The sequence below is a fragment of the Oscillospiraceae bacterium genome (assembly GCA_035380125.1).
Taxonomy (GTDB): Bacteria; Bacillota; Clostridia; order Oscillospirales; family JAKOTC01; genus DAOPZJ01.
In genome coordinates, this window is record DAOSWV010000022.1 from 25,368 (window position 1) to 48,756 (window position 23,389).

Annotated in this window: 22 protein-coding genes; 3 read left to right on the forward strand and 19 right to left on the reverse strand. The window is 48.7% G+C overall.

Annotated features, from left to right (window positions below):
• Positions 1–91: 91 nt before the first annotated feature.
• Complete coding sequence (locus PK629_09625) at positions 92–1,375, forward strand: hypothetical protein (GenBank protein HOP11734.1); 1,284 nt, start codon at positions 92–94, stop codon at positions 1,373–1,375.
• A 14-nt stretch (positions 1,376–1,389) separates the two neighbouring features.
• Complete coding sequence (locus tag PK629_09630; protein HOP11735.1) at positions 1,390–2,169, forward strand: hypothetical protein; 780 nt, start codon at positions 1,390–1,392, stop codon at positions 2,167–2,169.
• Positions 2,170–2,334: 165 nt separating this feature from the next.
• On the opposite strand, the gene PK629_09635 is transcribed toward PK629_09630, so the two are convergent.
• The 19 genes from PK629_09635 to PK629_09725 all read right to left on the reverse strand — a co-directional run bounded on the left by PK629_09635 (position 2,335) and on the right by PK629_09725 (position 22,925).
• The gene (locus tag PK629_09635) at positions 2,335–4,500 is read right to left on the reverse strand and encodes a hypothetical protein (protein HOP11736.1); all 2,166 of its coding nucleotides are present in this window, start codon (positions 4,498–4,500) and stop codon (positions 2,335–2,337) included.
• A 257-nt stretch (positions 4,501–4,757) separates the two neighbouring features.
• Positions 4,758–5,645 (reverse strand): YitT family protein, encoded by an 888-nt coding sequence (locus PK629_09640; GenBank protein ID HOP11737.1) that lies wholly within the window; start codon positions 5,643–5,645, stop codon positions 4,758–4,760.
• Between the two features lie 12 nt (positions 5,646–5,657).
• Positions 5,658–6,074 (reverse strand): ribonuclease III domain-containing protein, encoded by a 417-nt coding sequence (locus PK629_09645; GenBank protein HOP11738.1) that lies wholly within the window; start codon positions 6,072–6,074, stop codon positions 5,658–5,660.
• Positions 6,046–7,311 carry a GTPase ObgE gene (obgE, locus tag PK629_09650; GenBank protein HOP11739.1) on the reverse strand — a complete coding sequence of 422 codons (1,266 nt, stop codon included), beginning with the start codon at positions 7,309–7,311 and terminating at the stop codon, positions 6,046–6,048. Before obgE ends, PK629_09645 begins: the two co-directional genes overlap by 29 nt.
• Before the next feature lie 134 nt (positions 7,312–7,445).
• Complete coding sequence (gene rpmA, locus PK629_09655; protein ID HOP11740.1) at positions 7,446–7,724, reverse strand: 50S ribosomal protein L27; 279 nt, start codon at positions 7,722–7,724, stop codon at positions 7,446–7,448.
• 4 nt (positions 7,725–7,728) lie between these two features.
• Positions 7,729–8,043 (reverse strand): ribosomal-processing cysteine protease Prp, encoded by a 315-nt coding sequence (locus tag PK629_09660; protein HOP11741.1) that lies wholly within the window; start codon positions 8,041–8,043, stop codon positions 7,729–7,731.
• Positions 8,043–8,351 carry a 50S ribosomal protein L21 gene (gene rplU / locus PK629_09665; GenBank protein HOP11742.1) on the reverse strand — a complete coding sequence of 103 codons (309 nt, stop codon included), beginning with the start codon at positions 8,349–8,351 and terminating at the stop codon, positions 8,043–8,045. The genes PK629_09660 and rplU overlap by 1 nt, the downstream gene beginning before the upstream one ends.
• Positions 8,352–8,627: 276 nt before the next feature.
• Complete coding sequence (locus tag PK629_09670; protein HOP11743.1) at positions 8,628–8,822, reverse strand: hypothetical protein; 195 nt, start codon at positions 8,820–8,822, stop codon at positions 8,628–8,630.
• Positions 8,823–9,031: 209 nt separating this feature from the next.
• A complete protein-coding gene (locus tag PK629_09675; protein ID HOP11744.1) occupies positions 9,032–10,924 on the reverse strand; it encodes an ABC transporter ATP-binding protein in 1,893 nt (630 codons plus the stop codon).
• On the reverse strand, positions 10,924–12,819 hold the full coding sequence (locus PK629_09680; protein ID HOP11745.1) for an ABC transporter ATP-binding protein: 1,896 nt from the start codon (positions 12,817–12,819) through the stop codon (positions 10,924–10,926). The genes PK629_09675 and PK629_09680 overlap by 1 nt, the downstream gene beginning before the upstream one ends.
• Positions 12,820–13,137: 318 nt before the next feature.
• Positions 13,138–13,902 carry a GHKL domain-containing protein gene (locus PK629_09685; protein HOP11746.1) on the reverse strand — a complete coding sequence of 255 codons (765 nt, stop codon included), beginning with the start codon at positions 13,900–13,902 and terminating at the stop codon, positions 13,138–13,140.
• Between the two features lies 1 nt (position 13,903).
• Positions 13,904–14,608, reverse strand: a complete 705-nt coding sequence (locus PK629_09690) for a LytTR family DNA-binding domain-containing protein (GenBank protein ID HOP11747.1) — start codon at positions 14,606–14,608, stop codon at positions 13,904–13,906.
• Between the two features lie 37 nt (positions 14,609–14,645).
• Positions 14,646–15,560, reverse strand: a complete 915-nt coding sequence (locus tag PK629_09695) for a phosphatase PAP2 family protein (protein HOP11748.1) — start codon at positions 15,558–15,560, stop codon at positions 14,646–14,648.
• A 216-nt stretch (positions 15,561–15,776) separates the two neighbouring features.
• Positions 15,777–17,555, reverse strand: a complete 1,779-nt coding sequence (locus PK629_09700) for an ABC transporter ATP-binding protein (protein ID HOP11749.1) — start codon at positions 17,553–17,555, stop codon at positions 15,777–15,779.
• A complete protein-coding gene (locus PK629_09705; protein HOP11750.1) occupies positions 17,548–19,371 on the reverse strand; it encodes an ABC transporter ATP-binding protein in 1,824 nt (607 codons plus the stop codon). Before PK629_09705 ends, PK629_09700 begins: the two co-directional genes overlap by 8 nt.
• A gap of 471 nt (positions 19,372–19,842) precedes the next feature.
• Positions 19,843–21,168 (reverse strand): sialidase family protein, encoded by a 1,326-nt coding sequence (locus PK629_09710; protein ID HOP11751.1) that lies wholly within the window; start codon positions 21,166–21,168, stop codon positions 19,843–19,845.
• 37 nt (positions 21,169–21,205) lie between these two features.
• The gene (locus tag PK629_09715; protein ID HOP11752.1) at positions 21,206–21,751 is read right to left on the reverse strand and encodes a Lar family restriction alleviation protein; all 546 of its coding nucleotides are present in this window, start codon (positions 21,749–21,751) and stop codon (positions 21,206–21,208) included.
• A 35-nt stretch (positions 21,752–21,786) separates the two neighbouring features.
• Positions 21,787–22,275 (reverse strand): hypothetical protein, encoded by a 489-nt coding sequence (locus tag PK629_09720; protein ID HOP11753.1) that lies wholly within the window; start codon positions 22,273–22,275, stop codon positions 21,787–21,789.
• A gap of 257 nt (positions 22,276–22,532) precedes the next feature.
• Positions 22,533–22,925, reverse strand: a complete 393-nt coding sequence (locus PK629_09725) for an ImmA/IrrE family metallo-endopeptidase (GenBank protein ID HOP11754.1) — start codon at positions 22,923–22,925, stop codon at positions 22,533–22,535.
• 153 nt (positions 22,926–23,078) lie between these two features.
• Here PK629_09725 and PK629_09730 point away from each other — a divergent pair, with 153 nt between their 5' ends.
• Positions 23,079–23,378, forward strand: a complete 300-nt coding sequence (locus PK629_09730; GenBank protein HOP11755.1) for a hypothetical protein — start codon at positions 23,079–23,081, stop codon at positions 23,376–23,378.
• Positions 23,379–23,389 lie beyond the last annotated feature (11 nt).

Genomic DNA, 23,389 nt, shown 5'->3' on the forward strand with positions numbered 1-23,389 from the left:
TATGCCAAAAAAACACATCAAAAATTCGAAAATGAAGTGCTTTACAAGATATGGAATATTATGTATAATCAGAATACAAGGGGGTCTCGATATGAAAAAGCTGGTGGTGGCGGTTGTCATTTTGCTTTTTTTAGCAGGATGTGCTCCCGCTGTTCAACATTATGAGATAAAGTTTCAATTGAAGATTGCCGATTGGACGCTGACAGATTATTTTATTTGCGCTGAGGGGCAGGATATTAAGCACAAAATCGAACTTGAGGACTTTGAATTCACGGAGGAGGTATCAGGGAATGTTACTCTCCGCACTTATGATATTGCTCTTAGATATCCCGTGGAGGTGAGTACGGGAGAAGACGGGAGGTCTTTTTGGACGCTTTATGCGGGGTATATTACGGAGAGCAGCGAATATTTTACTTATACATTAAAAAACATTGGAATCCGTAGTGGGCATACAATTGTGGAAGTGAATATCCTCGGTGGTGGGAAGGTCATATATGATACGATAAAGACGGTTTACAGTGATGAGAATCACACGCTCTATGTCGACGAGGGAATGGAGCACGGCGACGGAAATGTGCTGCATGACACACAATTTATCTGGTATGAGCAAGATGGAGAGAGGGTAGACTGCGGGAGCGTTCTAACCGACGCGACAGTTCAGCTGCTCGGGCAAAACGCGCCGAATACACTTGGCGAAACGGAAACGTGGTTTTCGGTAATTTCGGGCAATGAGGGGCTAAGTGAGATCGACCGGTTTTGCGTGACGATAAAAGCGCAGAAGCCACAACCTGATTACACCTTAACTTATGCCGATTTGCCCGATGTGATTTCCGAGAGAGAGGTGAAAAGGTTGGCGGTTTCAGAGTTTGCCGCAGACGGGATTAAGCCCGGCACCGATGTGGCAGCGATGAAAGCGGTATTTGGCGAACCGATGTCGAGTTGGGGTGAATATGAAAAGACATTGAACTATCAGGTGTATCAATATGACGGCGTTAAATATACATTTCGAACAGGCATTCTCGGCAGAGACGGATGGGAAGAGCAGAATATTACCTATTCAGCTAAGTTCACAAAGAATTTGGTGGAATTTCCGCGCGGAATTAAAATCGGAGACAATTTCACGGATGTGCTTAAAAAATTTCCACAGGAGATGAATTATAAAGAGGGTGAAAATTTATTTTACGGGGACTATTGGACTAAATATGGTTTAGTGGGCTGGGGGACGGTGCAAATTAAACATGATATTTGGTTTGACAACGGTGCTTGGATATTTATAACATCCGACGACATTTGGCCGATGCTCTATATACATTTCAATGAGAAATTGATTGCGGATAAGATAACGGTTCAGTTTTCTCCATATCCGTATGGATAAAAAGGAGGGTGTGCATGAAAAAAGTGTTTGCGGTAATTCTGGTGTTTTTGATGTGCGGTTGCGCGCCGGTGATGAGTCACCCGGTTGAAAGTGAAACGGTCAGTTATATAAAAAGCGAGGCAACCGATAGTATTCAAAGCGCGGTCAGTGCCATAGAAAGCAAAGCAACCGAAAGCGAGACCGTTGCGGGGGAAGAAGATAATCCGAGTGAAAGTGTTTTTGCCGAACTTCCCATGGTGACGGCTGAAGTGGACGCTGTTTGGTTGGCCGCATCGGAGTTTGCTGCGGAAGGGATCAAGCCGGATACGGATGTCGAATCTATGAAGGCGGTGTTCGGCGTGCCGGCTGCCGAAATACCGGAGTATGGAACCCAAATTGATTCCGTGTTTTATCAGTATGACGGTGTGCAGTTCGAGTTTTTTGTGCGAGTCTGGGATGATAGTACGGAAGATAACACCTGCCGAGCGTATAAAGCTGTTTTTACCGAGAATTTGGTAGAATTTCCGCGCGGGATTCGGATTGGGGATAAATTTGAGGATGTTTTAAAGAAGTTTCCACAGGAGATAGATTATAAGGAAAGCGGGAATGGCGGACGGTTTTACGGGGATTGTTGGTCAAAAAGAAAGCTTGGGTGGGGTTCAGTAAGTATAAGAAATGGAGATCCCGCATTTGATGACGGCGTTTGGATTTTTGTGGCATCTGATGAATATTGGCCGATGCTGCAGGTGCATTTTACGGATGCGTTGATCGCGGATAAGATCGTGGTACAATTTTCGGCGTATCCGTTTGGATGAAAGATATTAGCGAGTGGCTCAATTTAGGAATTACGGATACTTTTTATCACACGCAAGGTGATAAGTGCAAAAACAAAGGAAACATTCATGCGAATGTTTCCTTAGTAATAAACCACCTCGGCACTTTGTGCCACTTTCTATAAAGAGGGATTATAAGTTTACGGATCAGGGCGTCGTTTGCTGGCTTGACTGGTCGGATTGCGGTGTGAGCGGGGTGACGATATAAGACGTTGTGCCGTTGGGCTGCGGGATTGCGATAACCGAAGCCGTGGGGATTTCTTCGCCGCCGCGCGGATCGGGGACAAAGACCTGTGAGGTTGTGCCGTCCGGATTGGTAACCGTGGTAAGGGTGCCTGTGATTTGAATGGGGTCTGCTTGGAATATGTAACGCACCGTACCGTCTGCTAACAGGTTTTCGGTGACGGTTCCGTAGAGCCGTTCGGGATCCGGGGTGAAAATACGTGTCGTTGTACCGTCCAACCCGATGGTGTCTGAGGCGGTGCCTCCGCTCGGGGTCGGCGAGAATTCTTTGCTCATCGTCATGTTGCCGAATTCATCGTAGACATACGAATAGGTGTAGGGCAGCTCATACGGGTCTTTGAGCAGATAATAGGTTGTGTTGCCGTAAACGTCGGTCGAAGAAGAGACCGTGCCGTTGATTACAACCGGGTCGGGAATCAGCCAGGCACTGACCGTACCATCCGTGTTGATTTCAGTGGAAACAGTACCGGAGGTGCGGTCGGCGGTACCGTACAGGATGATGGTCGATTCCGCTTTGACAATGCTGCTGGCGGCTGTGGGGCAATCCAGAACAATGCCGACGTCATAGGTGATCGCCGCAGTTGAGACATAACTCGCGTCAACTTCGACCAGATAGACATCAAGCCCCAAATAGGACAGTTCTTCGTAGACCTCGCTGAGCGGACGGCCTAACACCGACGGCATAACGATGTATTCCGGACCGCGGCTGACAGTCAGAACGATTGTGGTCAAGCCGGGCGACGGGGTGCTCGGATCAGGGCTTTGTGCCATGACAATATTACGCGGATAAGTATCGTTAAAATCGGAATATTCAATTTCAAAGGTGAATTTGTCGCTGCTTCCGTATAGATCCATGACGTCGGAGAGTCGGAGATCCAGCAGGTTCGGAACGGTTGCAACAGTTTGCTGAGAACTGGTTTGCGGAATGCTGGAATAGACATGGCTGACGACCGAACTGGTTCGCCTCCAATCGGCGCTGAAGACATTGACGTCAAAAACAAAATAGAGCGCTGCGATTGCAATACCGGCAAGCAGGACCAGTGAAGCGGCAAAAACACCGAGTACAAAGGGGGTTCGGGCGTATTTGCCCTCTTTTTTCGGTTGGCTTTCGGTTGTCTCGGGGACGGTAATCGTCTCACCCGAGAGCGCCGCGCGCAGTTCCATCATTGTGGCAAAGCGTTTTTCGGGATCGTGATTCAGCCCTTTTAAAATTGCGTTAACGGCGCTGACCGGCACATCGTCCGGGAACAGGGAAGTCGAGAGATCGAGATTGGCGCGGCTGTATTTTTTACCTGTGATGCAGCGGAACATCAATGCACAAGCCGAATATACATCAGCGGTGCGATCCGGATAGGGGTTGCCGGTGAACTGTTCGGGGGCGGCGTAATCATCGGAGATATTGATTTGAACGCCCTTGCCGTTGATGCGGGCTGAAGGAATCGAGAAGCCGCGCAGACGGATGCTGCCGTCGGAGGCAATCAACACGGTTGATTCGTCAATGCCGCGGTGTACAAGACCATAAAGGTGCAGCATTTCGAGTTCGGAGATCAAAATGTCGAAAATGGGGTGAATTTTTTCCCAATTAGCGTGTCCCGTGCTGCGGAAGGCGTCGATGACTTCCACCATGGACATGCTCTCTTCGGTGGTAACCACGTAATAAACGGTGCTGTTGCCTTCGAAAATATCGCAAACTGAGACGACATTGCTCTGCTCGACCAGTTTGACCAGCTTGTGTGCCATGTCGACAAAGTCTTCGCGCAGTTCGGCGATCAAATCAACCTTATCGGGGCGACAGACCGCCGTGGTACCATCTTCGGAGCGGTTCATCAGATTGTGGACGAAGAACTCGGTGATCTGGACGATGCGGCCTGTACGCAGGTCGAGCGCAGTATAGGTGTAGCTGTCGCCGTCCATGCGAATGGATCTGCCCACTTTATAACGGCCGCCCAAGAGCGAATCATAGGGCAGGGCCGGTGGGAGTTGTCTGGACTGCGTGTTGAAGCCGCAGTAAGGGCAAACCGTGCCTCCGTCAAAGGCCTTCATGCAGTTAAAACAGAAATTTCCGCTCATTTGAATACCTCACTTGCTTGGGAATTGTGAATGGGATGTTTTATATCGTTAGGACAGGTGAACGCGGTTTATCTTCATGGAGAAAGGATACGGTGGGCGGATAATATCCGCCCCTACATTAATATTGAAGCGATAACTCTTAAAAATCTCTCCAATTGTTTCGCGGGCGAAACGTAAATTCGCAGAATCATTTGTTTTCTCGGATGGATTTGAAACCCTCTCCAATTGTTTCGCGGGCGAAACGTAAATTCGCAGAATCATTTGTTTTCTCGGATGGATTTGAAACCCTCTCCAATTGTTTCGCTTGTACTGCAGACGATGATAAATGCCGACGGGTCGATTTCCCGGATGATGGTACGGACCTTGGAGGTTTCGCTGTTACGCAGCGCGGTAAGAATGATCTCTTTATCGACGTCGGTATAAGCGCCGCTACCTTTTAAAAATGTGACGCCGCGCCCGATGCGCGCCATGATCTCTCGGGCGATTTCGCGCGGTTTGGTCGAGATGATGAAGTAGGATTTTCCGTAGTCGATACCGTACAGCACGGTATCTGTGAGACGGGAATAGGCATAAATCGTGACCAGTGAATACAAGGAGTTGTTGATGTTTTTATAGACCAGCCACGTACCGATTAAGATAAAACCCTCGATCATCAGAATCAATTTGCCCATCTCCATGTGGGCATGTTTGAGTTTGATCAGCCGACCGATGATGTCAACGCCTCCGGTTGTGCCGCCCCGTAAAAAGATAAGGCCGAGTCCGACACCGCCGATTGCGCCTGCAAACAACGCTGCAATGATCATGTCACCTTGATAGACCGGGAGTTTTATGAATTTTAATAAGTCGATCATCGCAGAGACCGCCAGCATTCCGATTGCTGATTTGAAAAGCAATTGTTTTCCCAGCATAAATGCTGCGAGTGCAAAGAGCGGAATGTTGAGAATGATCGTTACGATACCGATCGGAAATTTACCGCCCGACAGGTAATTGATCATCGTGGCGATACCGGTAACGCCGCCGATGGAAATGTTGTTTGGGGCTGCGAAATATTGAACCGAGAACCCCATTAATAAACTGCCCGCGAAAAAACCGAGAATGTCAAAAAGAATGCTTTTGAGCTTTACGCTTTTTTCGGAACCGCTCAACTGAAAGACCTCCTACTTTTCTCGAATGACCTCCACAAGTTCCATTATACGTGATTTTTGACCGGAAAGCCATAAATATCCCAAAAGTGCCTCAAAACCCGTGGCTTTTGAATATTCACCGAGTGAAGCGCTCTTTGGCGCATTCTTATGTTTGGCGTTTCGACCGTGCCGGTAAATCAATTCTTCCTTTTCAGTCAGGAGCGGCAAGATCTGTTTTGCCGCTTCGGCCTGTGCAGTGGCTTTGACAAATTCCTGCTTGAGATCGTTGAGTTTTTCAAACGGGACTTCGGCACTTTCGACCAGCTGCTCGCGCACGATTAATTCATAAACCGCGTCGCCCAGAAAAGCCAATTTGGAAACCGGCATTTGATCGGGAGAACCGACCGGTTCGAAAAAACGGTTATCGGACATACTCGAATTCAAAGTCATAGATGCTCACCGTGTCCCCCTCGTTGACGCCCTGGCGTTCCAGTTCGGCAATGATGCCGCTCTGACGCAGCACGCGTTGAAAATATTGCAACGATTCGTAGTCGTCCATGTTGACGGAATTCAAGATCCGGATCAACCACGGCGCTTCAATGATGAAGACACCTTCGTTATTCGTAACTGTAAACGGGCGGTCGTTTTCGATTTTAAGTTCCGGCTCCGGTTCGGGTTCATAGACTTTGATGGCCGGAAGTGTGGGCAGGGCTTTGAAGATATAATATTTCAATTCTTTAAGTCCCACGCCCGTGACTGCAGAGATCGGGAAGACCTCGAAACCCCTGCCGCGAACATAGGTGCAGAAATCGTCGACCATTTCCTCAATGGCGCTGTCGGTCTTATTGGCCGCGACGATGCGGGGAAGAGAAGCCAGCAGTGGGCTGTAACGTTCCAGTTCGGAGCAGATAACATCGAAATCAGACTTGGGGTCACGCCCTTCGGTCGAGGCGACGTCTACGACTTGCAGCAGCAGGCGGCAGCGCTCGATGTGGCGTAAAAACTCATGACCCAATCCGACGCCCTCGGCTGCTCCTTCGATAATGCCGGGGATATCCGCCATGACGAAGGAATTCTCACTGTCTCCGTAAACCACGCCGAGATTGGGGCGCAGTGTCGTGAACGGATAATCGGCAATTTCGGGGCGTGCGTTGCTTATCGCAGAGATCAACGTGGATTTGCCTGCGTTCGGAAAGCCGACCAAACCGACGTCAGCCAGCAGTTTTAACTCAAATAACACCTCGCGCTCTTCGCCGGGGGCACCTGCTTTGGCAAAGCGCGGGCATTGACGGGTTGCAGTGGCAAAATGCCGGTTACCGGCACCGCCGCTTCCACCTTTGGCGATGATAACGGGTTTTTCGGAGGAGATATCGGCGATGATACGGCCGGTTTCGGCGTCTTTGATGACGGTGCCGATGGGCAGTGCGATGACGATGTCCTCACCTTTTCGTCCGGCTCTGCAGCCGCCGTCACCCTTAGCGCCGTCGGGCGCGGCATATTTGCGCTTATAACGGAAATCGGCCAACGTGGTCAGATGGGTATTTCCGCATAGCAGGATGTCGCCGCCCTTTCCGCCGTCACCGCCGTCGGGTCCCCCGTTGGCGATATACTTTTCGCGGTGGAAAGTGACAGCTCCGTTGCCGCCGTTTCCGGCTTTTAATAAAACTTTTGCGGTGTCGATAAACATAGTTCCCTCAGTAAAAGAATAAGGGACGGTCTGACGACCAAAAACAGGAGTCCTGCTTTCGGACGACTGCTCGTCCCATTCTTCATATTCAGTGTTGGATCGAGGTCATTCGCCGTATGTCACACGGTGACATTTCATTCGGTGATGACACTGATCTTTTTGCGGTTGCGGTCGAGACGTTCGAATTTCATCTTACCGTCGGCTTTGGCAAACAATGTGTTATCGCTGCCCATGCCGACATTCTCGCCGGGATGGAAATGGGTTCCGCGTTGACGGACCAGAATATTGCCCGCGAGAACCTGCTGACCGTCTGCCCGCTTGAGGCCGAGGCGCTTGGACTCGGAGTCGCGTCCGTTCTTAGTCGAGCCCATTCCTTTTTTATGAGCGAAGAACTGAAGACCGAGTTTAATCATTTTATTATTCCTCCGTTTCGGTAATTATCCTGATTGCATCCGGGTAATCGGACTGAATCGCAGCCAAATGGTCTTTGAGTGCGCCGATGACCTTATGCCCGTTGGGGTCTTTGCATCCGTGGATGGAGACCGTGTTTTCGCCGACTGTTACCGTTGCCTTTATGCCGAATGATTCGGTGATCGTGTTGGCGGCCATCATGACCGCAGACGTGACCGCTGCGCAGACGATGTCTTTTCCGGACTCCGCTGTTCCGCTGTGTCCGCTGACCTCGAATCCGACCGACGTTTTTGCGCGGTAAAAGAAGGTGGCTTTGATCATCAGAGCGTGATCGATTCGATCTTGACCTTTGTGTAGGGCTGACGGTGACCGAGTTTGCGATGCACGTTTTTCTTGGCTTTGTAGGTGAAAACGGTGATCTTTTTGGCTTTACCGGATTTGATGACGGTTCCGACGACTGCGGCGCCGCTCACAAACGGTGTGCCGGTGATCAGCTTATCTCCTTCGACGACCAGAACTTTGTCGAACGTGACTTGTTCGCCGTCGTATTTTCCGAGCTTTTCGACGAAGATTTCGTCGCCCTCGGTGACGCGGTATTGTTTACCGCCGGTTTCGATGATTGCGTACATTGTTTTTAAAAACACCTTTCGATGATCTCGCTGTGCAGGGCGAAGGGATACCTCGCGTCGAGTTTGTGTAATCCACTTGCTTCCGGGAGCCCTGACTGCCTGATTGGCAGCGCACACATGCGGCTCGAAATAATATAGCATAAAATCGGCATGATGTCAAGCGTTTTTGCATAAAAAGAAGGGGTTAAAGGGATGCCTGTTTGTGGTAAAAGCAAATCAAGCGAGCCTGCCGTGCAAGCCCGCTCGATGAGTTATCGATATTTCAAAATGGGAAAATTAACGGCCGATGATTCCGGACGGAACAATGAAAATATCCGCCGTGATGCGGTTGTTATCAACTGCCGAAGCACTGGGTTTGACAGGCCGGTTGTTAATCAGATCAGCCGCTGTATAGCAAACCGCCAACACGCCGGAAATAATGCTTGCAAATAGCAATAACAATAAGGCTGTTAAGAGGGGGCGCTTTTTCATATCGATTCCTTTCTGCCAGGTGACATATATCGTTGAAGTTACATTTTAATCGGTTGGAATGTGTTGATATGCATATAATATCACGAAATGGTTACATTTTCGGTTACATTTTGACATATTGTGTGCAGAATTATTGTTAACAGTCGTTTTTGGGATCAATTTATGGATAAAAGAAGAGAAAACCGCCTAAGGGCGGTTAAGAGTTTGAATTATGCATAGTATTGGGCTTGAGCGTTCCAGAGTTCAAAATATTTACCGTTAGGTTCTTTGATGAGTTGATCGTGGCTTCCGCGTTGGACAAGGCAACCTTGATCGAAGACCGCGATGTCATCGCAGAAACGGCAGGAGGACAGCCGGTGACTGATATAGATAGCCGTCTTGTCACCGACGATCTCGTTGAATTTAGAATAGATCTCGTATTCGGCAATGGGGTCAAGTGCTGCAGTCGGTTCGTCAAGAACGATGAACGGTGCATCTTTGTAAAGGGCACGGGCAAGAGCAATTTTCTGCGCTTCGCCGCCTGAAATCTCGACACCTGATTCGTCAAAATTTTTATACAGGCAGGTTTCGGTAGTCAGATGGGCGACATCGCCGGGTTTATCCAGAGAAAGTCCTGATTTTTTGCAGCAGTCAGTGACTCTTGCAACGTCGTATTCGACGTTGGCTGCGACATTTTGGCCGAGTGAGAAAGCGAACAGGTTGAAGTCCTGGAAAACAACGCCGAAAATGCGCATGTATTCCTCGTAATCATATTTGCGGATATCGATTCCGTTTAAAGTGATCTCACCTTCGGTGGGATCATAGAGGCGGCAGAGCAGTTTGATCATTGTTGTTTTGCCGCTGCCGTTCATGCCGACTACCGCCAGCTTTTCGCCGATATGCAACTTCATCGAGAGATCGCGCAGGGCGTATTCTTCGGAACCGGGGTATTTAAACGAGACATTTTTGAATTCAATCAGATAATCGTTGTCGCCGCCGTCGCAGTGAACGCGCTTTTCGACCGGAAGCGTGCCTTTGTACATCTCATTGGGAATCGAGAGGAATTCAAGCGTGCTCTCCTGACGCTTTGCCGCAACTTCGAAATAAGTGAGCTGGCGAACGATTGAGGCGATGGAGCCGATGAGGTGGTAGAAACCAAATGCATAACGGTACAGGCCTCCCACGCCGAAGACGCCGGCCGCGCATTTGATGCCGGTGTAGAAATAAGCGCCGCCGGTAAGGATATACTCCGGGATTCCGCCGAAAATCCATCCGAGGCCGTTCAGGCGGCCGTAGCGCTCGAACTTTTTAAACCACCACTTGCGGCCGGGTTCGACTTCTTGTTCAAGCATATCCTGTCCGCCGAACAGGCGGATATCTTTGCCGATCTTGTATTCCATCTGACCGGATTCGTATATATAATACATCGTGGTCTTTTTTTCGATGCTCTTTTCTTCCATTTCTTTCAGCCAAATCTTGTTGAGTTTCAAAGTGGGCAGCATTTCAATTGCAAGATAGGTAATTAATGAAAGGAAAAAGTAGACGTAGAAGTCCCATTGGCGGAAAATTCCCGTGCCGGTCAGCATCGGCCACAACAAAATAAAAGAGGAAATGATATCACCCAAATTTCGCGGAAGCCAATAGATCATTTCCAAGGTACTCTTGAGGCCGAAACCCATCAGGTTATCCTCTTGGATGCGGCGGCGCAAGTCCTGCGAACGGGGGCTGTCGAGCAGCGGATAGTCCATATCGAGCGTCTTTTCGCCGGTACGGGCCGCGTAGTTGAGAATGGCGATTTCTCTATGGATGTTCATGTATTTTCCGATGACGGTTGAGGTGGTATTGAGCGCCAAAATGGTACAGGAAGCGACGATGATCGGAGTCAGAATCGCCTTGAACGGCTCGCCCGCATACAGCATATCCAGTACTTTGGACAGGATCAGCGTTGCGACCAGCGAATAGCAGGAATTAATGGTGCAGCGGATCCAAGACAGCGGGACGATCCATTTATCGAGCGAGTGAGCGAGTTTATAACACTTGACCATTGCCCGGATGGTGGCACCCATGCGTTTTAAGAGCTTTTCTTTTTTTGGCTTAGCTGTTTTTTCTTTTTCGGTTGACATCAGACCGCACCTCCTTTCAACGGCATGCTTTGCACACCGTTTGCGTCAGCGTTCGGAGTGATGTTCTCTTTATAATAGTGGCTTTGGATTTCAAACATTTCGGCGTATTTTCCGCCGGTTTTCATCAGTTCGAAATGGCTGCCGTGTTCGGTGATCTTGCCGTTTTCCAAGAAGAAGATGCGGTCACAGAAACGGGTCGAGGCCAACCGATGGGAGATGAAGAGAACGGTGCTGCCTCCCGCAAGTTCCTGGTATTTATCGTAGACTTCGCTTTCGGAAATCGGGTCGAGCGCTGCGGTCGGTTCATCCAGAATCAACACTGGCGCCTGCTTATATAAAGACCTTGCAAGCAGGAGTTTTTGCTGTTCACCGCCCGAGAGTAACACGCCGTCGTCGTGGATATGGCGCAGCAATTGAGTGCTTTCCATTTCCGGCAGTTTAGAAACGCGATCCCAGATACCGGCGCGTTTGAGGCAGTCCTGTACGAGTGCATAATCGATATCTTCCGGCTTTTTCATGGCGACATTCTGAGCGACCGAGACGGGCAGCAGGGAGATATCCTGAAAGACCGCTGAGAGCAGAGAGAAAATATCTTCGCGGCGCATGTTTGCGATGTCTTTTCCGTCGATCAGAATCTGACCGCTTGTCGGTTTATAAAAGCCGCAGAGCAATTTGACGATGGTCGTTTTACCCGCGCCGTTGACGCCGACAAGCGCGATCTTTTCACCACCGCGCATTTTTATATTAAGCCGGTCAAGAATTAATTTATCAGAACCGGGATAAGAGAAACTGACGTCTTTGAATTCGATGTTCAGCGGACGGGTTAGGGTTGTAACGTCGGTCGGATCGGACGGGTCGGGTTGATCGGGCATGTCAAGATAATTGCGTAGGTCGCAGATTTTATAATTCGAGAGGTTGATCTCGTGAATCCAGCCGACAACATTTTGCATCTGCACCGAAAACTGGGTGATGGCTGTAAAATAGAGAATCAAGTCACCGACCGAGATGTCACCGATGGAGGCCTTCCATGCCAGATAGGCATAAGCAATGGCATCACGCAGGAAGGTGTTGAGTAAGTAGGGGACATCGGAGAGCAATTCTTTGAAATTGCGCTCCCGGCGGTCTTTGATCTGCTGTTTCAGCAGCATATTCCGCAGGTCTGCAAACCATTTGTTCATTTTGTAGATGCGGATATCCTTGCCGGATATGGCGTCGGACGAGGTCTTGATGACGTAATTCTGACGCTTATCGTTCTTGGCCCAGCGGTCTTTTTGCTTTTCAACCCATTTTTCGAATGCCATTCGCGCCAGCATTTCTGCCGCAGAACCTGCAAGTACCAATACGACGATCAACGGGTTCACGACCGAGAGCACTGTGGTGAATAGGATGAACAAAAGGATGTTCTGTGTGGTTTGGAAGAATCTATAAAACATAAGAGTAGAATTTGCTTGATCATTAAAAGAGTCACCCTCGCAGTTGCGGGCTTTTTGGTATTTGGTCTGGCCTTCTGCGCCCTCAAGCAGCGCATAATCGCAGTTGAGCGTTTTCATGAAAATACGCTTATGGAAGTTGACCGAAATTTTTTGAAAGCGGTTACTCGCATTACCGGTAAAATAGCCGTTGATTATTTCGACTAAAATACAGGCCAAGACGAAAATGCCCGAGGCCAACGCGATCTGCCCGGCCGTCGAACCGTTGGTCACCCGGTCGATGACGAATTTGGGTAAATAAAGCCAAGCGTAACGCAAAGCAACAGAGCAAACCATCGCAACCGGCAGAGAGAAGATCGTTAATCTGTCGACCTCCCAGATGTTTTTAAATAAAAACCAAATGTTTTGGAAGACCGAATAGGTGGGTTTGATTTTCTGTTTTATTTTTTCTTCTTTTTCAGGCAAGAAAGTACAGCTCCTTTCGGATAATTCGAATGAAGTGTAACATAGAATTATTTATTTATTGAATTTTCATCGTAAATGGTCGAAATTTCGACGCGAACGGAATATTTTAATGTAGGGGTGACCGGAGCGGCACTCCGATACCCCGTCATTGCGAGGGGCTTTAGCCCCGCAGCAATTCAGATGAGTGGTTAACGGGGCTGCAGCGGTAACCCGGACGCTTTGTTTCTGGATTGCTTCGTCGCGCTTGCTTCACAAAGACGGTTTTTTCGCCTCTACGGTAAGGTGAGACGAGCACATACATAGGCACGCACCCATACATTATTTAATAAGAGGCAATAAAACTTCGGTTGCGAAAACGCCGTCTTCGTGCTGGCGGTTGACATAGCCGTTGTGGCGGGCGGCAATATCGTCGATACGAATCAGGCCATAACCATGCTCCGTATTTCCGTTCTTAGTTGTGGCATACATGGCGGGAACGTTTTCGTCCGATTTTCGCGTTCTTTGAACATCTCCGGTCATCGAATTGCTGACGGAGACATAGAGCTGCCCTTTTAACACGCCGATGAAGATGCGCATCCAAGGACGTGCATCCGTATCGGTTTTTGCGCAGGCTTCCATGGCGTTATCAAGCAGGTTTCCGATGATGACGCAGAGGTCGATATCGGGGATGCCGATGTCCTTCGGGACAACCGCTTTGACGCTGACGTCGATATCGCGTTTATAAGCCAGCGAGAGTTTACTGTTTAAGATGGCGTCGATCATGGTATTGCCGGTTTTGACCACCGTATCGACGCTGTTGAGGTCGAGTTTCAAATCCTCGAGATAACTGCCTAATTTTTCGGTTTCACCGTCGTCGAGGTAGACCTTCATAACCTGAATGTGGTTGCGGTAATCGTGCCGCCAGCCGCGCATTTTGGTATAGATGTTCTCGACCTCTTCGCAGTGTTTGGTGATGAGATCGCTTTGGTATTCCGAAATGGATTTGTTGACGAGCTTTCTGGTGTAGGCACGCTGCCAAAGGATGATACCGAGAACCGTGCCGATGAAAACCGCACCGATTATAATGTACCAATAATAATCCATATCATTTAACCCTATAAAAGCTTATAAATTTTCGGTTAACCGCGTCGTAATTGCGGCGGGAGAGCGGCAGTTTGCCGCCGTCGTCGAGAATGACATCGGTGCGGGTGATTTGGCGGATATGGCGCAGGCCGACCAGATACGACCGGTGGCAGCGCACGAACGACTCGCCGAGTTGGGTTTCGAGTTCGGAGATCGGTGTTTTTACGGTTAAATCGCCGCATATACACTTAACACAGACGATGTGCGAGAACGCCTCAGCATAAATAATATCTTTTTCAAGCAGACGAACAATACCCTCCTCGGTTTCCAACATGACGGAAGGCTCTGCTTTGGAGAGACTTTTAACCGCTTTGTCGAGAACTTCACAGAGTTTTTCCGGTTCAATCGGTTTCATCAGGTAGTGCAGTGCGTCGACATCGTAGCCGTCGGCGACGAAATCCGAATAGGCCGTGATGAAGACGATTTGCGGGTGGGCATCGGATTCGCGGATACGTCGGGCGAGTTCGACGCCGTTCATGCCGCTGAGCAATATGTCTAACAGCAGAATATCGACCGACATGTTTTCAGCATATTCGAATAAAAAGGCTTCGGCACTTGGGTATTTGGTGACGCAGGCGCGAACGCCGCGCTGTTCGATCCAGCCCGAGACAATCTTTTGGAGATTTCCGGCCTGAACGGGGTTGTCGTCGCAGATTGCAATTCGCATATTTATTATCCTATTTTTATAGATTGAGTTTGAAAATTCATTTTTCAAACTTTATACCGGCTTTCGGGCTGCGGTTGAAGGTCTTTTTGATGATCAGTGGGAACACCGTCATGCCCCAGATGATCATGAGAAAGTATCGGATGATATCGACAGCGAGGGATTCACCGAATATGAGCTTGAAGCCCTCTTTGATGAGCAGAATTCCGATGATACCGATGAACACTTTGAGCACGTGCTTCCACCAGCGGTTACAGTGCGTATCGAATTTGATATGTACGCGCTCGACATACCAACAAACAGCGAATCCGAGACCTGCGGCGGCAGATTTGCTGCAGTCGGAGACATATTCGTAAGCGATGATGCCATTTTTATACATCAGGGCAGCATAGACCGCCGTGGCAATCGAGATCAATGCGAGGATGATAGCGGTTATGAGGTTTTGTTTGGGCGACAGTTCTTTTTTTAACAGCAATTGTGCGATAACGGCAAAAAGCAGGCCGCAAAGCAGGCCGACGATTACATCTTTTGGTGTATGTACGCCCAGATACATCCGTGACAGGGCAACCATCGGGAAGATGATGAAGCAGACGATTTTAACCCATGGCTTTTTTATATGAAGTCCCGCTGTGCCGAAGACCGCTGCCGCCCCCTGTGAATGACCGCTCGGGAATGAATAACCGGTCGCTGTCTCAATGGCGCTGCCGACAGGTTGAAATGTTGAATCTAGTACCCAGGGACGCGGGATTCGAAATGCGATTTTGAGCGACTGAACCGCCAGACCCGAGCCGAAAAAAGCCAATCCGCATTTATAGACCAGATCTTTATTGATGCACCAATAAACAATACAGAGTAAAGAGAGCAACAACAATTCTTCACCGAAAAAAGTCCAGAATTGGAAAAAGGCATTGAGAAACGGGGTACGAATCTGCTCGAGTGCTTTTAAGAATTCCATGTTGCCTCCCATCATGAATTACATCGGTGCAAGACCGATTTTATTATCGTATGTACAAAAGTTATCATAACATAATTTGGGCTTTATTTCAACAAAATATTGGCAGAACCCAGACAAAATTTAGGGCGGGAGTGGCAAAACGGGCGAGATATCCCGCCCGTTTTGCCATGGTGTGAAGTGTGTAAGGGATTAACCCTTAAATAGAAAGCAATGAAATCAAGAGACCGCGACTTTTTCAAAGTTTTTGTAGAAAAGGTCGGAGTAGTCACGGCATTTTTCGAGCAGTTCTTTGTGACTGCCGGAATCGACAACTTTTCCCTCACGCATGAAGTAAATTCGGTCGGCGTTGATGATGGTCGAGAGCCGATGGGCGACCACCACGCTGGTGCGGCCTTTCATCAGCTTCTCAAGCGTTGCCTGAATCGCTAATTCGGTCTCGCTGTCCAAGCTCGAGGTGGCTTCGTCGAGCAGCAGCAGAGGCGCATTTTTCAAAATTGCCCTTGCAATCGCAACTCGCTGGCGCTCACCGCCCGAGAGCTGGATGCCGCGTTCCCCGACCTGAGTTTCATAGCCGTCCGGCTTTTCCATAATGAAGGTGTCGGCATTGGCTTCTTTGGCCGACAGGATGATCTCGTCGTCGGTGGGGTTGTCTTTTCCGTAGGAGATGTTCTCTTTGATGCTGCCGTTGAAGACATAGGCGTCCTGCGGGACATAGGCGACGCTTTGGCGGAGTTCCGTCAGGGTATAATCCGACAGGCCTCTGCCGTTGACGACGATTTCACCTTTATTGGCTGCATACAAGCCGGCGAGCAATTTGACTAAGGTGGTTTTACCGCTGCCGCTGTCGCCGACCAAGGCGATCATCTCACCTTTCTTGGCGCAGATGCTGACACCTTTCAGCACCGGCATGCCGTCGTTATACTCGAATTCGACGTCTTTGAGCAGCACGCCCGCCTCAGGATCGGTGCCGCCGATCTCATAACGCTCCGGTTCGGAGGAGGTGTTGAAGAGATCATAAAGACGGTCGGAACTTGCGAAGTATTTTTGCATATCCGACGGAACGCTGCCGACGTTGATGAAGGAGTCGATAATGTTGTAATAGACGGTCAGCATACCCGCAAGCACTGAAACATCAAGTGTGCCGTTGAAAGCAAATATCAGACCGAAAATGCCGATAGCAGCCCGGCCGCCATATGTAATGACCATCTGGGAAAAACCGATCCACGCCGAGAGATTCCCGTACTTTTTCTGGTTTTCGTAGATGGTGTCGACACCGTCGGAAAAATCCTTTGAGAATTTGTCCTGCAGTAAAAACATCTTGGTCACATTAAATCCGGTCACGCTTTCAGTCGTCGTCATGGACATCTCCGACATTGATTTGAGGATATCCTTGCTGCGTTTACGCATCGGACGGACCACCAGATTGATGAAGATAGAGAACAATATGCCGAGCGCTATTACGACCACTGAAAGACGCCAGTCGAGCGACATGAAGTAGGGAATGATAAACGCCATATTGATGATCGTATAAGCGCCATCCCAGAGGGTATCGGCAGCTTTGCTGACCGATGTTACGTCAAGATTCATCTTTGCTACAAAATCGCCGCTGTGGCTGCCGTGGAAATAACCGACGGGCATTGACTGGAGTTTCCAAAACAGGCGTTTGCGGATATCGGCTTCCATTTTAATCTGGAGAATGCTGATAACATAATTGATCAGCTGACCGATAACCAGCCGGTAAAAGGTCATGGATGCGATAAGTACGATCAGTCGCGTTACGGTGATACTGCCGTCCTTATCCACGAAAAAAGAGACCAGAGACCGCATTGTCTCGGCAGCGATGATCGTCATGAATGATCCGATAATCGATGACAGGAGCATGAAGATGATATAGAGTACTTTGTATTTACCGAGGATGGAGAGAAGGTGTTTTATATCCTTGAGGATGTTATTCTTTTTCTCAGACAGGGTCTTGTCTTTGGTGTTTTCAGGCATTAAAAACCGCCTCCTCTCTTGCGATTTGAGAGCTGTAGAGCTCGATATAGCGGCCGCCCCGGGAGACCAGATCGGCGTGTTTGCCCTGTTCAATGATGTGGCCGTTTTCCAAAACGAGAATGTTATCGGATTTCTCAATGGTGGAGATGCAGTGCGCAATCACGAATACGGTTTTGTTTTGCGAGAGGTTTTCAAGCGCTTTCTGCACATAGAATTCCGCTTTTGTATCAAGCGCCGCAGTCGGTTCGTCGAGCAGGATTAACGGCGCGTTTTTCAAAATAGCACGTGCGATGGCAATACGCTGGGCTTGTCCGCCCGAAAGCCGCACGCCACGCTCACCGAGCTTGGTGTCGTAGCCGTTTTCGAGTTCGGTGATGAAATCGTGGGCATAGGCCTTTTTGGCGGCTTCGATCACTTCCTCGTCGGTGGCATCGAGCTTGCCGAATCGGATATTCTCTTTGATTGAATTGTCGAACAGGTAGCTCTCCTGACTGACATAGGCGATATTGCGGCGCAAATCATCGAGGTTCCATTCGGAGAGTTCGGCGCCGTTGATGCGGATTTCACCGGTGTAGGAGGTGTAATAACCGCACAGCAGTTTGAACAGCGTGGATTTTCCGCCGCCGCTGGCGCCGACCATCGCGATTGTTTTGCCGCCCGGGACCTTGAATATGCAGTCCTTTAATACCGCGAGGCCGTTGGGATAGGAATAGGAAACGTCTTTAAATTCGAGTTCTACGCCGGCTCCCGATTTGGAATAATCACCGCCGTCGGTGCGTTCGGGCTTTTCGTCGATCAGCTCGAAGAAGTGCTTCGCAATGCCCATATGTTCGATCAGACCGGTGTAGCTGCCTGCAAACTGATGTGTGATGTTGGCGACCGGCGGCAGTACCGTACTGAAAGCGACCAAGTCACCGATGCTCATCTCGCCCCGTGCGACAAAGATACCGCCGATGGCATAGGAGAGTACGGTCGGAAGCACATAATTGAACGAACCGATGGCCCAGGATACACGCTGTCGAGCGGATTTTTTTCTGGCGTGAATAACGCCTTCGTCGACAGCGTCTTCGAAATGCTTGCCATGGCGTTTTTCCATGGTAAAAATCTTATAAATCTCGATCCCCTCGATGAAATCGCGCAGATAGGAGTTGCAGGTTGCAATGCACTCCTGAATCTTTTTGCCCGATTCGGCGATCGGCATCGAAATTTTACCGATCACTATCGTGAACAGTGGAATTGAAATAACGCATATGATAGTCAGTTTCCAGTTGATTGAGAGCAACAGCCACAGTCCTACAATCGTGTTCATGGGCAGATAACTCCAAGTGCCGGCGATCGAGTCGGAATAGTAGGACTGCAGTTTATCGATATCGTTGACCACCCGCGAAATAACTTCGCCGGTGTGTTTGGATTCGAAATAGCTGATCGGCAAAGAATGAATTCGTTCCATGGCCTTTTTGCGCAGTTTTCGGCCCGAAAGAATATCGTACCGATAAGACGTCAGCGAATTTGTGTACCCGATGATCATGCGGAATATTGCCAGAAAAGCCAAAACAATGATGGCTTTGACAGCGGCTTGCCAATCGTTGTCAACGATGATATCGATGATTTTACCGAGATTATAACTGAACAGCAGACCGACTGAAGCGGAAGCAAAACCGCCGATGAAGCGCCAAATGCCCCACTGCCAGAAATACTCAATGGTGTATTTATAATAACGTTTCATGATCGACAGGATTTCATGCCAATTGATTTTTTTGTTTTCTGTCTCCTCCTTGACTTTTTTTGTGCTTTTTTTCTGTGTTTGTTTCGTCAAGAATTTGTCCTCCTGTTTGATTTTTCCGGCCTTTTTTAAAGCGGATAATCACCCCCAGTGAATAATAGCATAGTCGTAAATATGGTTCGTGAAAATTGCACCAACGGTATCTTTTTGGACCTGAACGGTTAATGATGTTCTTTTCCGCCCCGGATATCTATACAAAAATCCTGCATAGAGAATCATGATCCGCCGCGTTTTACAATGAACTCAAAAAGCCGTTAAGACGGTGTAGGATGTCTCAACAGAAAATTGAATCGCAATGAAAATTACGGTTTTATCAGTAATATGAAATTGTTCCATCAGCATAAAAAACAGCAGCCGCACAATTTGTTTATGCCGTACCGAAAATGACGTCTGCAGATTCTGCATGACGTCCGGGGACAGAAAAGAATTTTTGAGTGCAGCCGCACACTCAAGTAAATGGCATTATAACCGATATTTGTAAAAAAAGCAAGAGCAAATTGGGAATTATTCCGGGGCGAGTTTGGTAATCAATTCGGGTGAGAGGTATTTGCCGAGCAGATAGTATTTTCGGTCGGGGTACCAAAAGGTCAGTTTTCCGTTGAAGTCGGTGACGCTTGTATAAGTTCCGGTCTCGGCGGTCTGTTTCGGGCCGACTGCGATATCGTCATCGTCGAGGAATTTATACGGCTTTCCGAACCGCAGGGGCTGTTCGCTCTCGGGCGAAAATTTTCCGACTGCAATATATAAAGGGTTACGGTAGAAGTTGGCCATATTACAGGGCCAATTTTCGGCGTACTGCGAAAATCCGAGGTGGGTTCCGGCATTGTTGTGAAAGGCAATGAGGTAGTGCCCGCCGCCGACGTCATAGATCGGACAGGGGGACATCGGGTGCTTGATCTTCGGTCCGCCATCGCAATAACGCAGGGGTTTCGGATCGGTAAAAGTATGACCGTTGTCGGAAGACAGGTAATATTGGATATAGCCGGTGGTGTTGCGCATAATGCAGAAAATTCTTCCGTCGAGCAACAGCGTAACAGCGGGTTCCTGAGCGGTCGACATATCAGGCAGAGTTTTATTTCGAACTTCAATGCCTTTATCATCGTCGGGCAGCCAAGTAATTTTGATGTCTTTGGGTTCCGGGTTTTCGTCGAGATTTTCAAAGCACATAAAATAGCACCGGCTGTCCGCATTGACCCAGCGGCTTTGATCCGGGTCTTTGATGCCGTGTGCATGGCTGGTTACAAGGGTGTAGCCGACAAAGTGTTTTCCCTTTGCGTCCCGAATGGGCTTTTGCCAGACGATCCAGTTTTTCGGTTTGCTTACATCAGGGTTATCGTGACGAGAGCGGGGCATAGGGATAAGCGATTCTTTTGACCAGGTGTTTGCACCATCATCCGAATACAAGCAGCCCATGGCCCCGCTGCCGCTGTAGTTGTTGTCGAAAATATCGAGTTCCTTGGTAAAGAACAGGTAAATGCGGCCTTTCAGACTTAAAACCGGGAAGCCCCAACTCGATTGATTGTGCAGTTGACCCCGCTTTGTGCCGGTGATATATTCGGGGGAGGTAAAATGAATGCCGTCTCGGCTTTTTGAAATCACGATGTGATTGTCTCCGTTGGCTTCGCAGGAGCTTTGTGTCCAAAATGCCAACAGTTCGCCGCCGTCGGGCGAAACCGTTACGAGCAGATGTTCGTTGTCGCCGATATAATCCTCTTCACCGTTGGGATTGAACAGTGTGACGTCCGGCCTGGTACGCAGATATTCGATTTTGACGTCGCCGAACGGGATCCTTTCGGCAGCTTTCCCGAAAGGATAGTTGTGTTTTATCAACCAATTCCTGCTGTGCAACATAGAGCGCTCCGTGTTTTTAGTAACGGCATAATTCGGCATATGGGATGAGGGCATACCAGAGCAGGGCGGCATGTGCGCAAATTGCAACGACATTGCCGAAAACCAATGCCGCAATATTTGTAATGCGTTCTTTTTTATATAACCGCCGGATGACGCGGATGAGTTTTTTAAAAAACTTTATGTAAAAATAGGTACCGATTAAAATCCAGAAAAAACCGAAAATATACATTCCGACAGATAGAAATGTCGGATAATCTGCGCTGAGAGAGGATACGATAAAATAGACAAAAACCGGGCCGAAAAGGTAAGAAAAGAAACGAATGAAAGCCTGCCACCAGGTTTTAAACGGATTTATGATGATGGCATACACACCCCTGAGTTCGGTGTCTTTTAAATCCGTGGTACGGCTGCGGTTCCAGGCATCGGCAGCGGCCTGTTTGGCTGCAAATTCGTCGGTGGATTTTCCGCATGCATAACACTCGCAGTAGTATCCGGTGCGGTCTTGTATGGCTTCGGAAAGCTCGGGTTCACCGCCGCAGATTGGGCAGGATTTTAAATACATATTGTCGCTCCTTTAACGCAATTCTTATCATTGAATTATGAAAATAAAATCGGTAATAAAAACATTAAGTACAGAGCCAGATAGATGATCGGAACAAGGATAAAAGCACGATAACGCGCTTTTTCATTTGCTGTTCGATTTTCGGGTGGGAGATGACGAATGTAACTGCGGCGACGCTTGTCGTAACGGACGAAAAGGGGAATACCGATTCCGAGGCAGACAACGGTCATGATCAGGAATACAGTCAGAGCTGAAGAATCGTCGGCCTCGATTAGGTTGAATGAAATGGTAAAAGGAAAGAGCAATATAAGAAAAAGACGCCAAAACAGCTGCCAACAGGTCGCTGCCGGATGCATAATCAAAGAATACAGAATCCGATCATATGTATCTTTCAAATCCTTTGGTTCGCTGTTGTTCCATGCAGTTAAAGCGGTGATGGGCGAGGGAAATTCGTCGGTGGATTTATCGCAGGTCGGGCATTTGTAATAAAAAGCGTTGCGGTCTTTATAGGTTTCAATGAACAAGGCTTCACCCCCGCAAATCGGACAGGGATTCGGATGATCAAGAGGGGCGGAATAATGAGACGGGTTTTGTTCATTATCTATTTTACGATCATCGTTTTCGCGCGAAGGATTGCCGCATTCAGAGCAAAATGGTCCTTCCGTTTCTGCTCCGCACTTCGTACAAAAAGGCACAATAAAATCCTCCTCAATTATTTTATGTGATTATAGCATAAAATACCAGTATTTTCAAGCGGGTATGACAAAATCCCCGTTTTCATTTAATTACTATTGTAATAGCGGATGGCTTTTTGGGCGAAGTCCTCGGTTACCCCGAAATGTTCGGCTATCTCATAAGGGGTGATATAACCGTTTCGGGCGAGCTTGTCCAGACGGTCTTTTGAGATCAACAAATTTACCGCGTACCGGTTGGCGGCGGTTTCGGCTTTGCGAATGGTTGCGGAATCGGCGTCGAGTTTATAAAACGAGCCGGTTTCAATATGTCCGATTTCATGCGCCAGATGACACAGTTCTTCGGCTTCGCTTTTGAGCTTATCCGTATTGACGGCAATATCGCCCTGCGGCGTGGACATGGATGTAATGGCTTTGAAGGGGTAATACCAGACGTTAAATCCTTTGTTGTCCGCAAGGTTGTAGATTTCCTTGAGTGTCATCCTGAGCACCTCCTGCGGCTTTGATTATTTCATATCCGCAGTCCCATAAACAGGTCAATGGCATTGTTTTCCTTTTGGTGAGGTGTTTCAAGCATTCACTTTTCGGATGAAAACAAAAAAGCGGCAAGACGTGCCGCTTTTTAGGAGGGCCGCATGGAGATTTTCTTGGCGGTCCTCGGGAGCGGCGCGTTGTCGGCTCTGATCAGCGGCGTTTTCGCGCTGATCAGAGACCGGAAAGCCTGTAAAGACGGCGTGCGCGCAGGCGTTCGCCAGCTTTTGTATGACAAGATTAAATTTTTGGGGCGGAAATATATCGGGGCGGGCGAGGTCTCCGCGGAAGACCTTGAGGATTTGATCGATATGCACAAGATCTATCATGATGACCTCAGTGGGAACGGTTACCTCGACCACATTATGACGGAAGTGAAAAAACTCCGGATCGGAAACAGATAGGAGCGGGTGAG

What these genes read in the sequence shown, in the direction of transcription:
- PK629_09625 (HOP11734.1), top strand. Translation starts at nt 92, where the DNA reads ATGAAAAAGCTGGTGGTGGCGGTTGTCATTTTGCTTTTTTTAGCAGGA.
- PK629_09630 (HOP11735.1), top strand. Translation starts at nt 1,390, where the DNA reads ATGAAAAAAGTGTTTGCGGTAATTCTGGTGTTTTTGATGTGCGGTTGC.
- PK629_09635 (HOP11736.1), bottom strand. Translation starts at nt 4,500, where the DNA reads ATGAGCGGAAATTTCTGTTTTAACTGCATGAAGGCCTTTGACGGAGGC.
- PK629_09645 (HOP11738.1), bottom strand. Translation starts at nt 6,074, where the DNA reads ATGACTTTGAATTCGAGTATGTCCGATAACCGTTTTTTCGAACCGGTC.
- obgE (HOP11739.1), bottom strand. Translation starts at nt 7,311, where the DNA reads ATGTTTATCGACACCGCAAAAGTTTTATTAAAAGCCGGAAACGGCGGC.
- rpmA (HOP11740.1), bottom strand. Translation starts at nt 7,724, where the DNA reads ATGATTAAACTCGGTCTTCAGTTCTTCGCTCATAAAAAAGGAATGGGC.
- PK629_09660 (HOP11741.1), bottom strand. Translation starts at nt 8,043, where the DNA reads ATGATCAAAGCCACCTTCTTTTACCGCGCAAAAACGTCGGTCGGATTC.
- rplU (HOP11742.1), bottom strand. Translation starts at nt 8,351, where the DNA reads ATGTACGCAATCATCGAAACCGGCGGTAAACAATACCGCGTCACCGAG.
- PK629_09670 (HOP11743.1), bottom strand. Translation starts at nt 8,822, where the DNA reads ATGAAAAAGCGCCCCCTCTTAACAGCCTTATTGTTATTGCTATTTGCA.
- PK629_09675 (HOP11744.1), bottom strand. Translation starts at nt 10,924, where the DNA reads ATGTCAACCGAAAAAGAAAAAACAGCTAAGCCAAAAAAAGAAAAGCTC.
- PK629_09685 (HOP11746.1), bottom strand. Translation starts at nt 13,902, where the DNA reads ATGGATTATTATTGGTACATTATAATCGGTGCGGTTTTCATCGGCACG.
- PK629_09690 (HOP11747.1), bottom strand. Translation starts at nt 14,608, where the DNA reads ATGCGAATTGCAATCTGCGACGACAACCCCGTTCAGGCCGGAAATCTC.
- PK629_09695 (HOP11748.1), bottom strand. Translation starts at nt 15,560, where the DNA reads ATGGAATTCTTAAAAGCACTCGAGCAGATTCGTACCCCGTTTCTCAAT.
- PK629_09700 (HOP11749.1), bottom strand. Translation starts at nt 17,555, where the DNA reads ATGCCTGAAAACACCAAAGACAAGACCCTGTCTGAGAAAAAGAATAAC.
- PK629_09715 (HOP11752.1), bottom strand. Translation starts at nt 21,751, where the DNA reads ATGTATTTAAAATCCTGCCCAATCTGCGGCGGTGAACCCGAGCTTTCC.
- PK629_09725 (HOP11754.1), bottom strand. Translation starts at nt 22,925, where the DNA reads ATGACACTCAAGGAAATCTACAACCTTGCGGACAACAAAGGATTTAAC.
- PK629_09730 (HOP11755.1), top strand. Translation starts at nt 23,079, where the DNA reads ATGGAGATTTTCTTGGCGGTCCTCGGGAGCGGCGCGTTGTCGGCTCTG.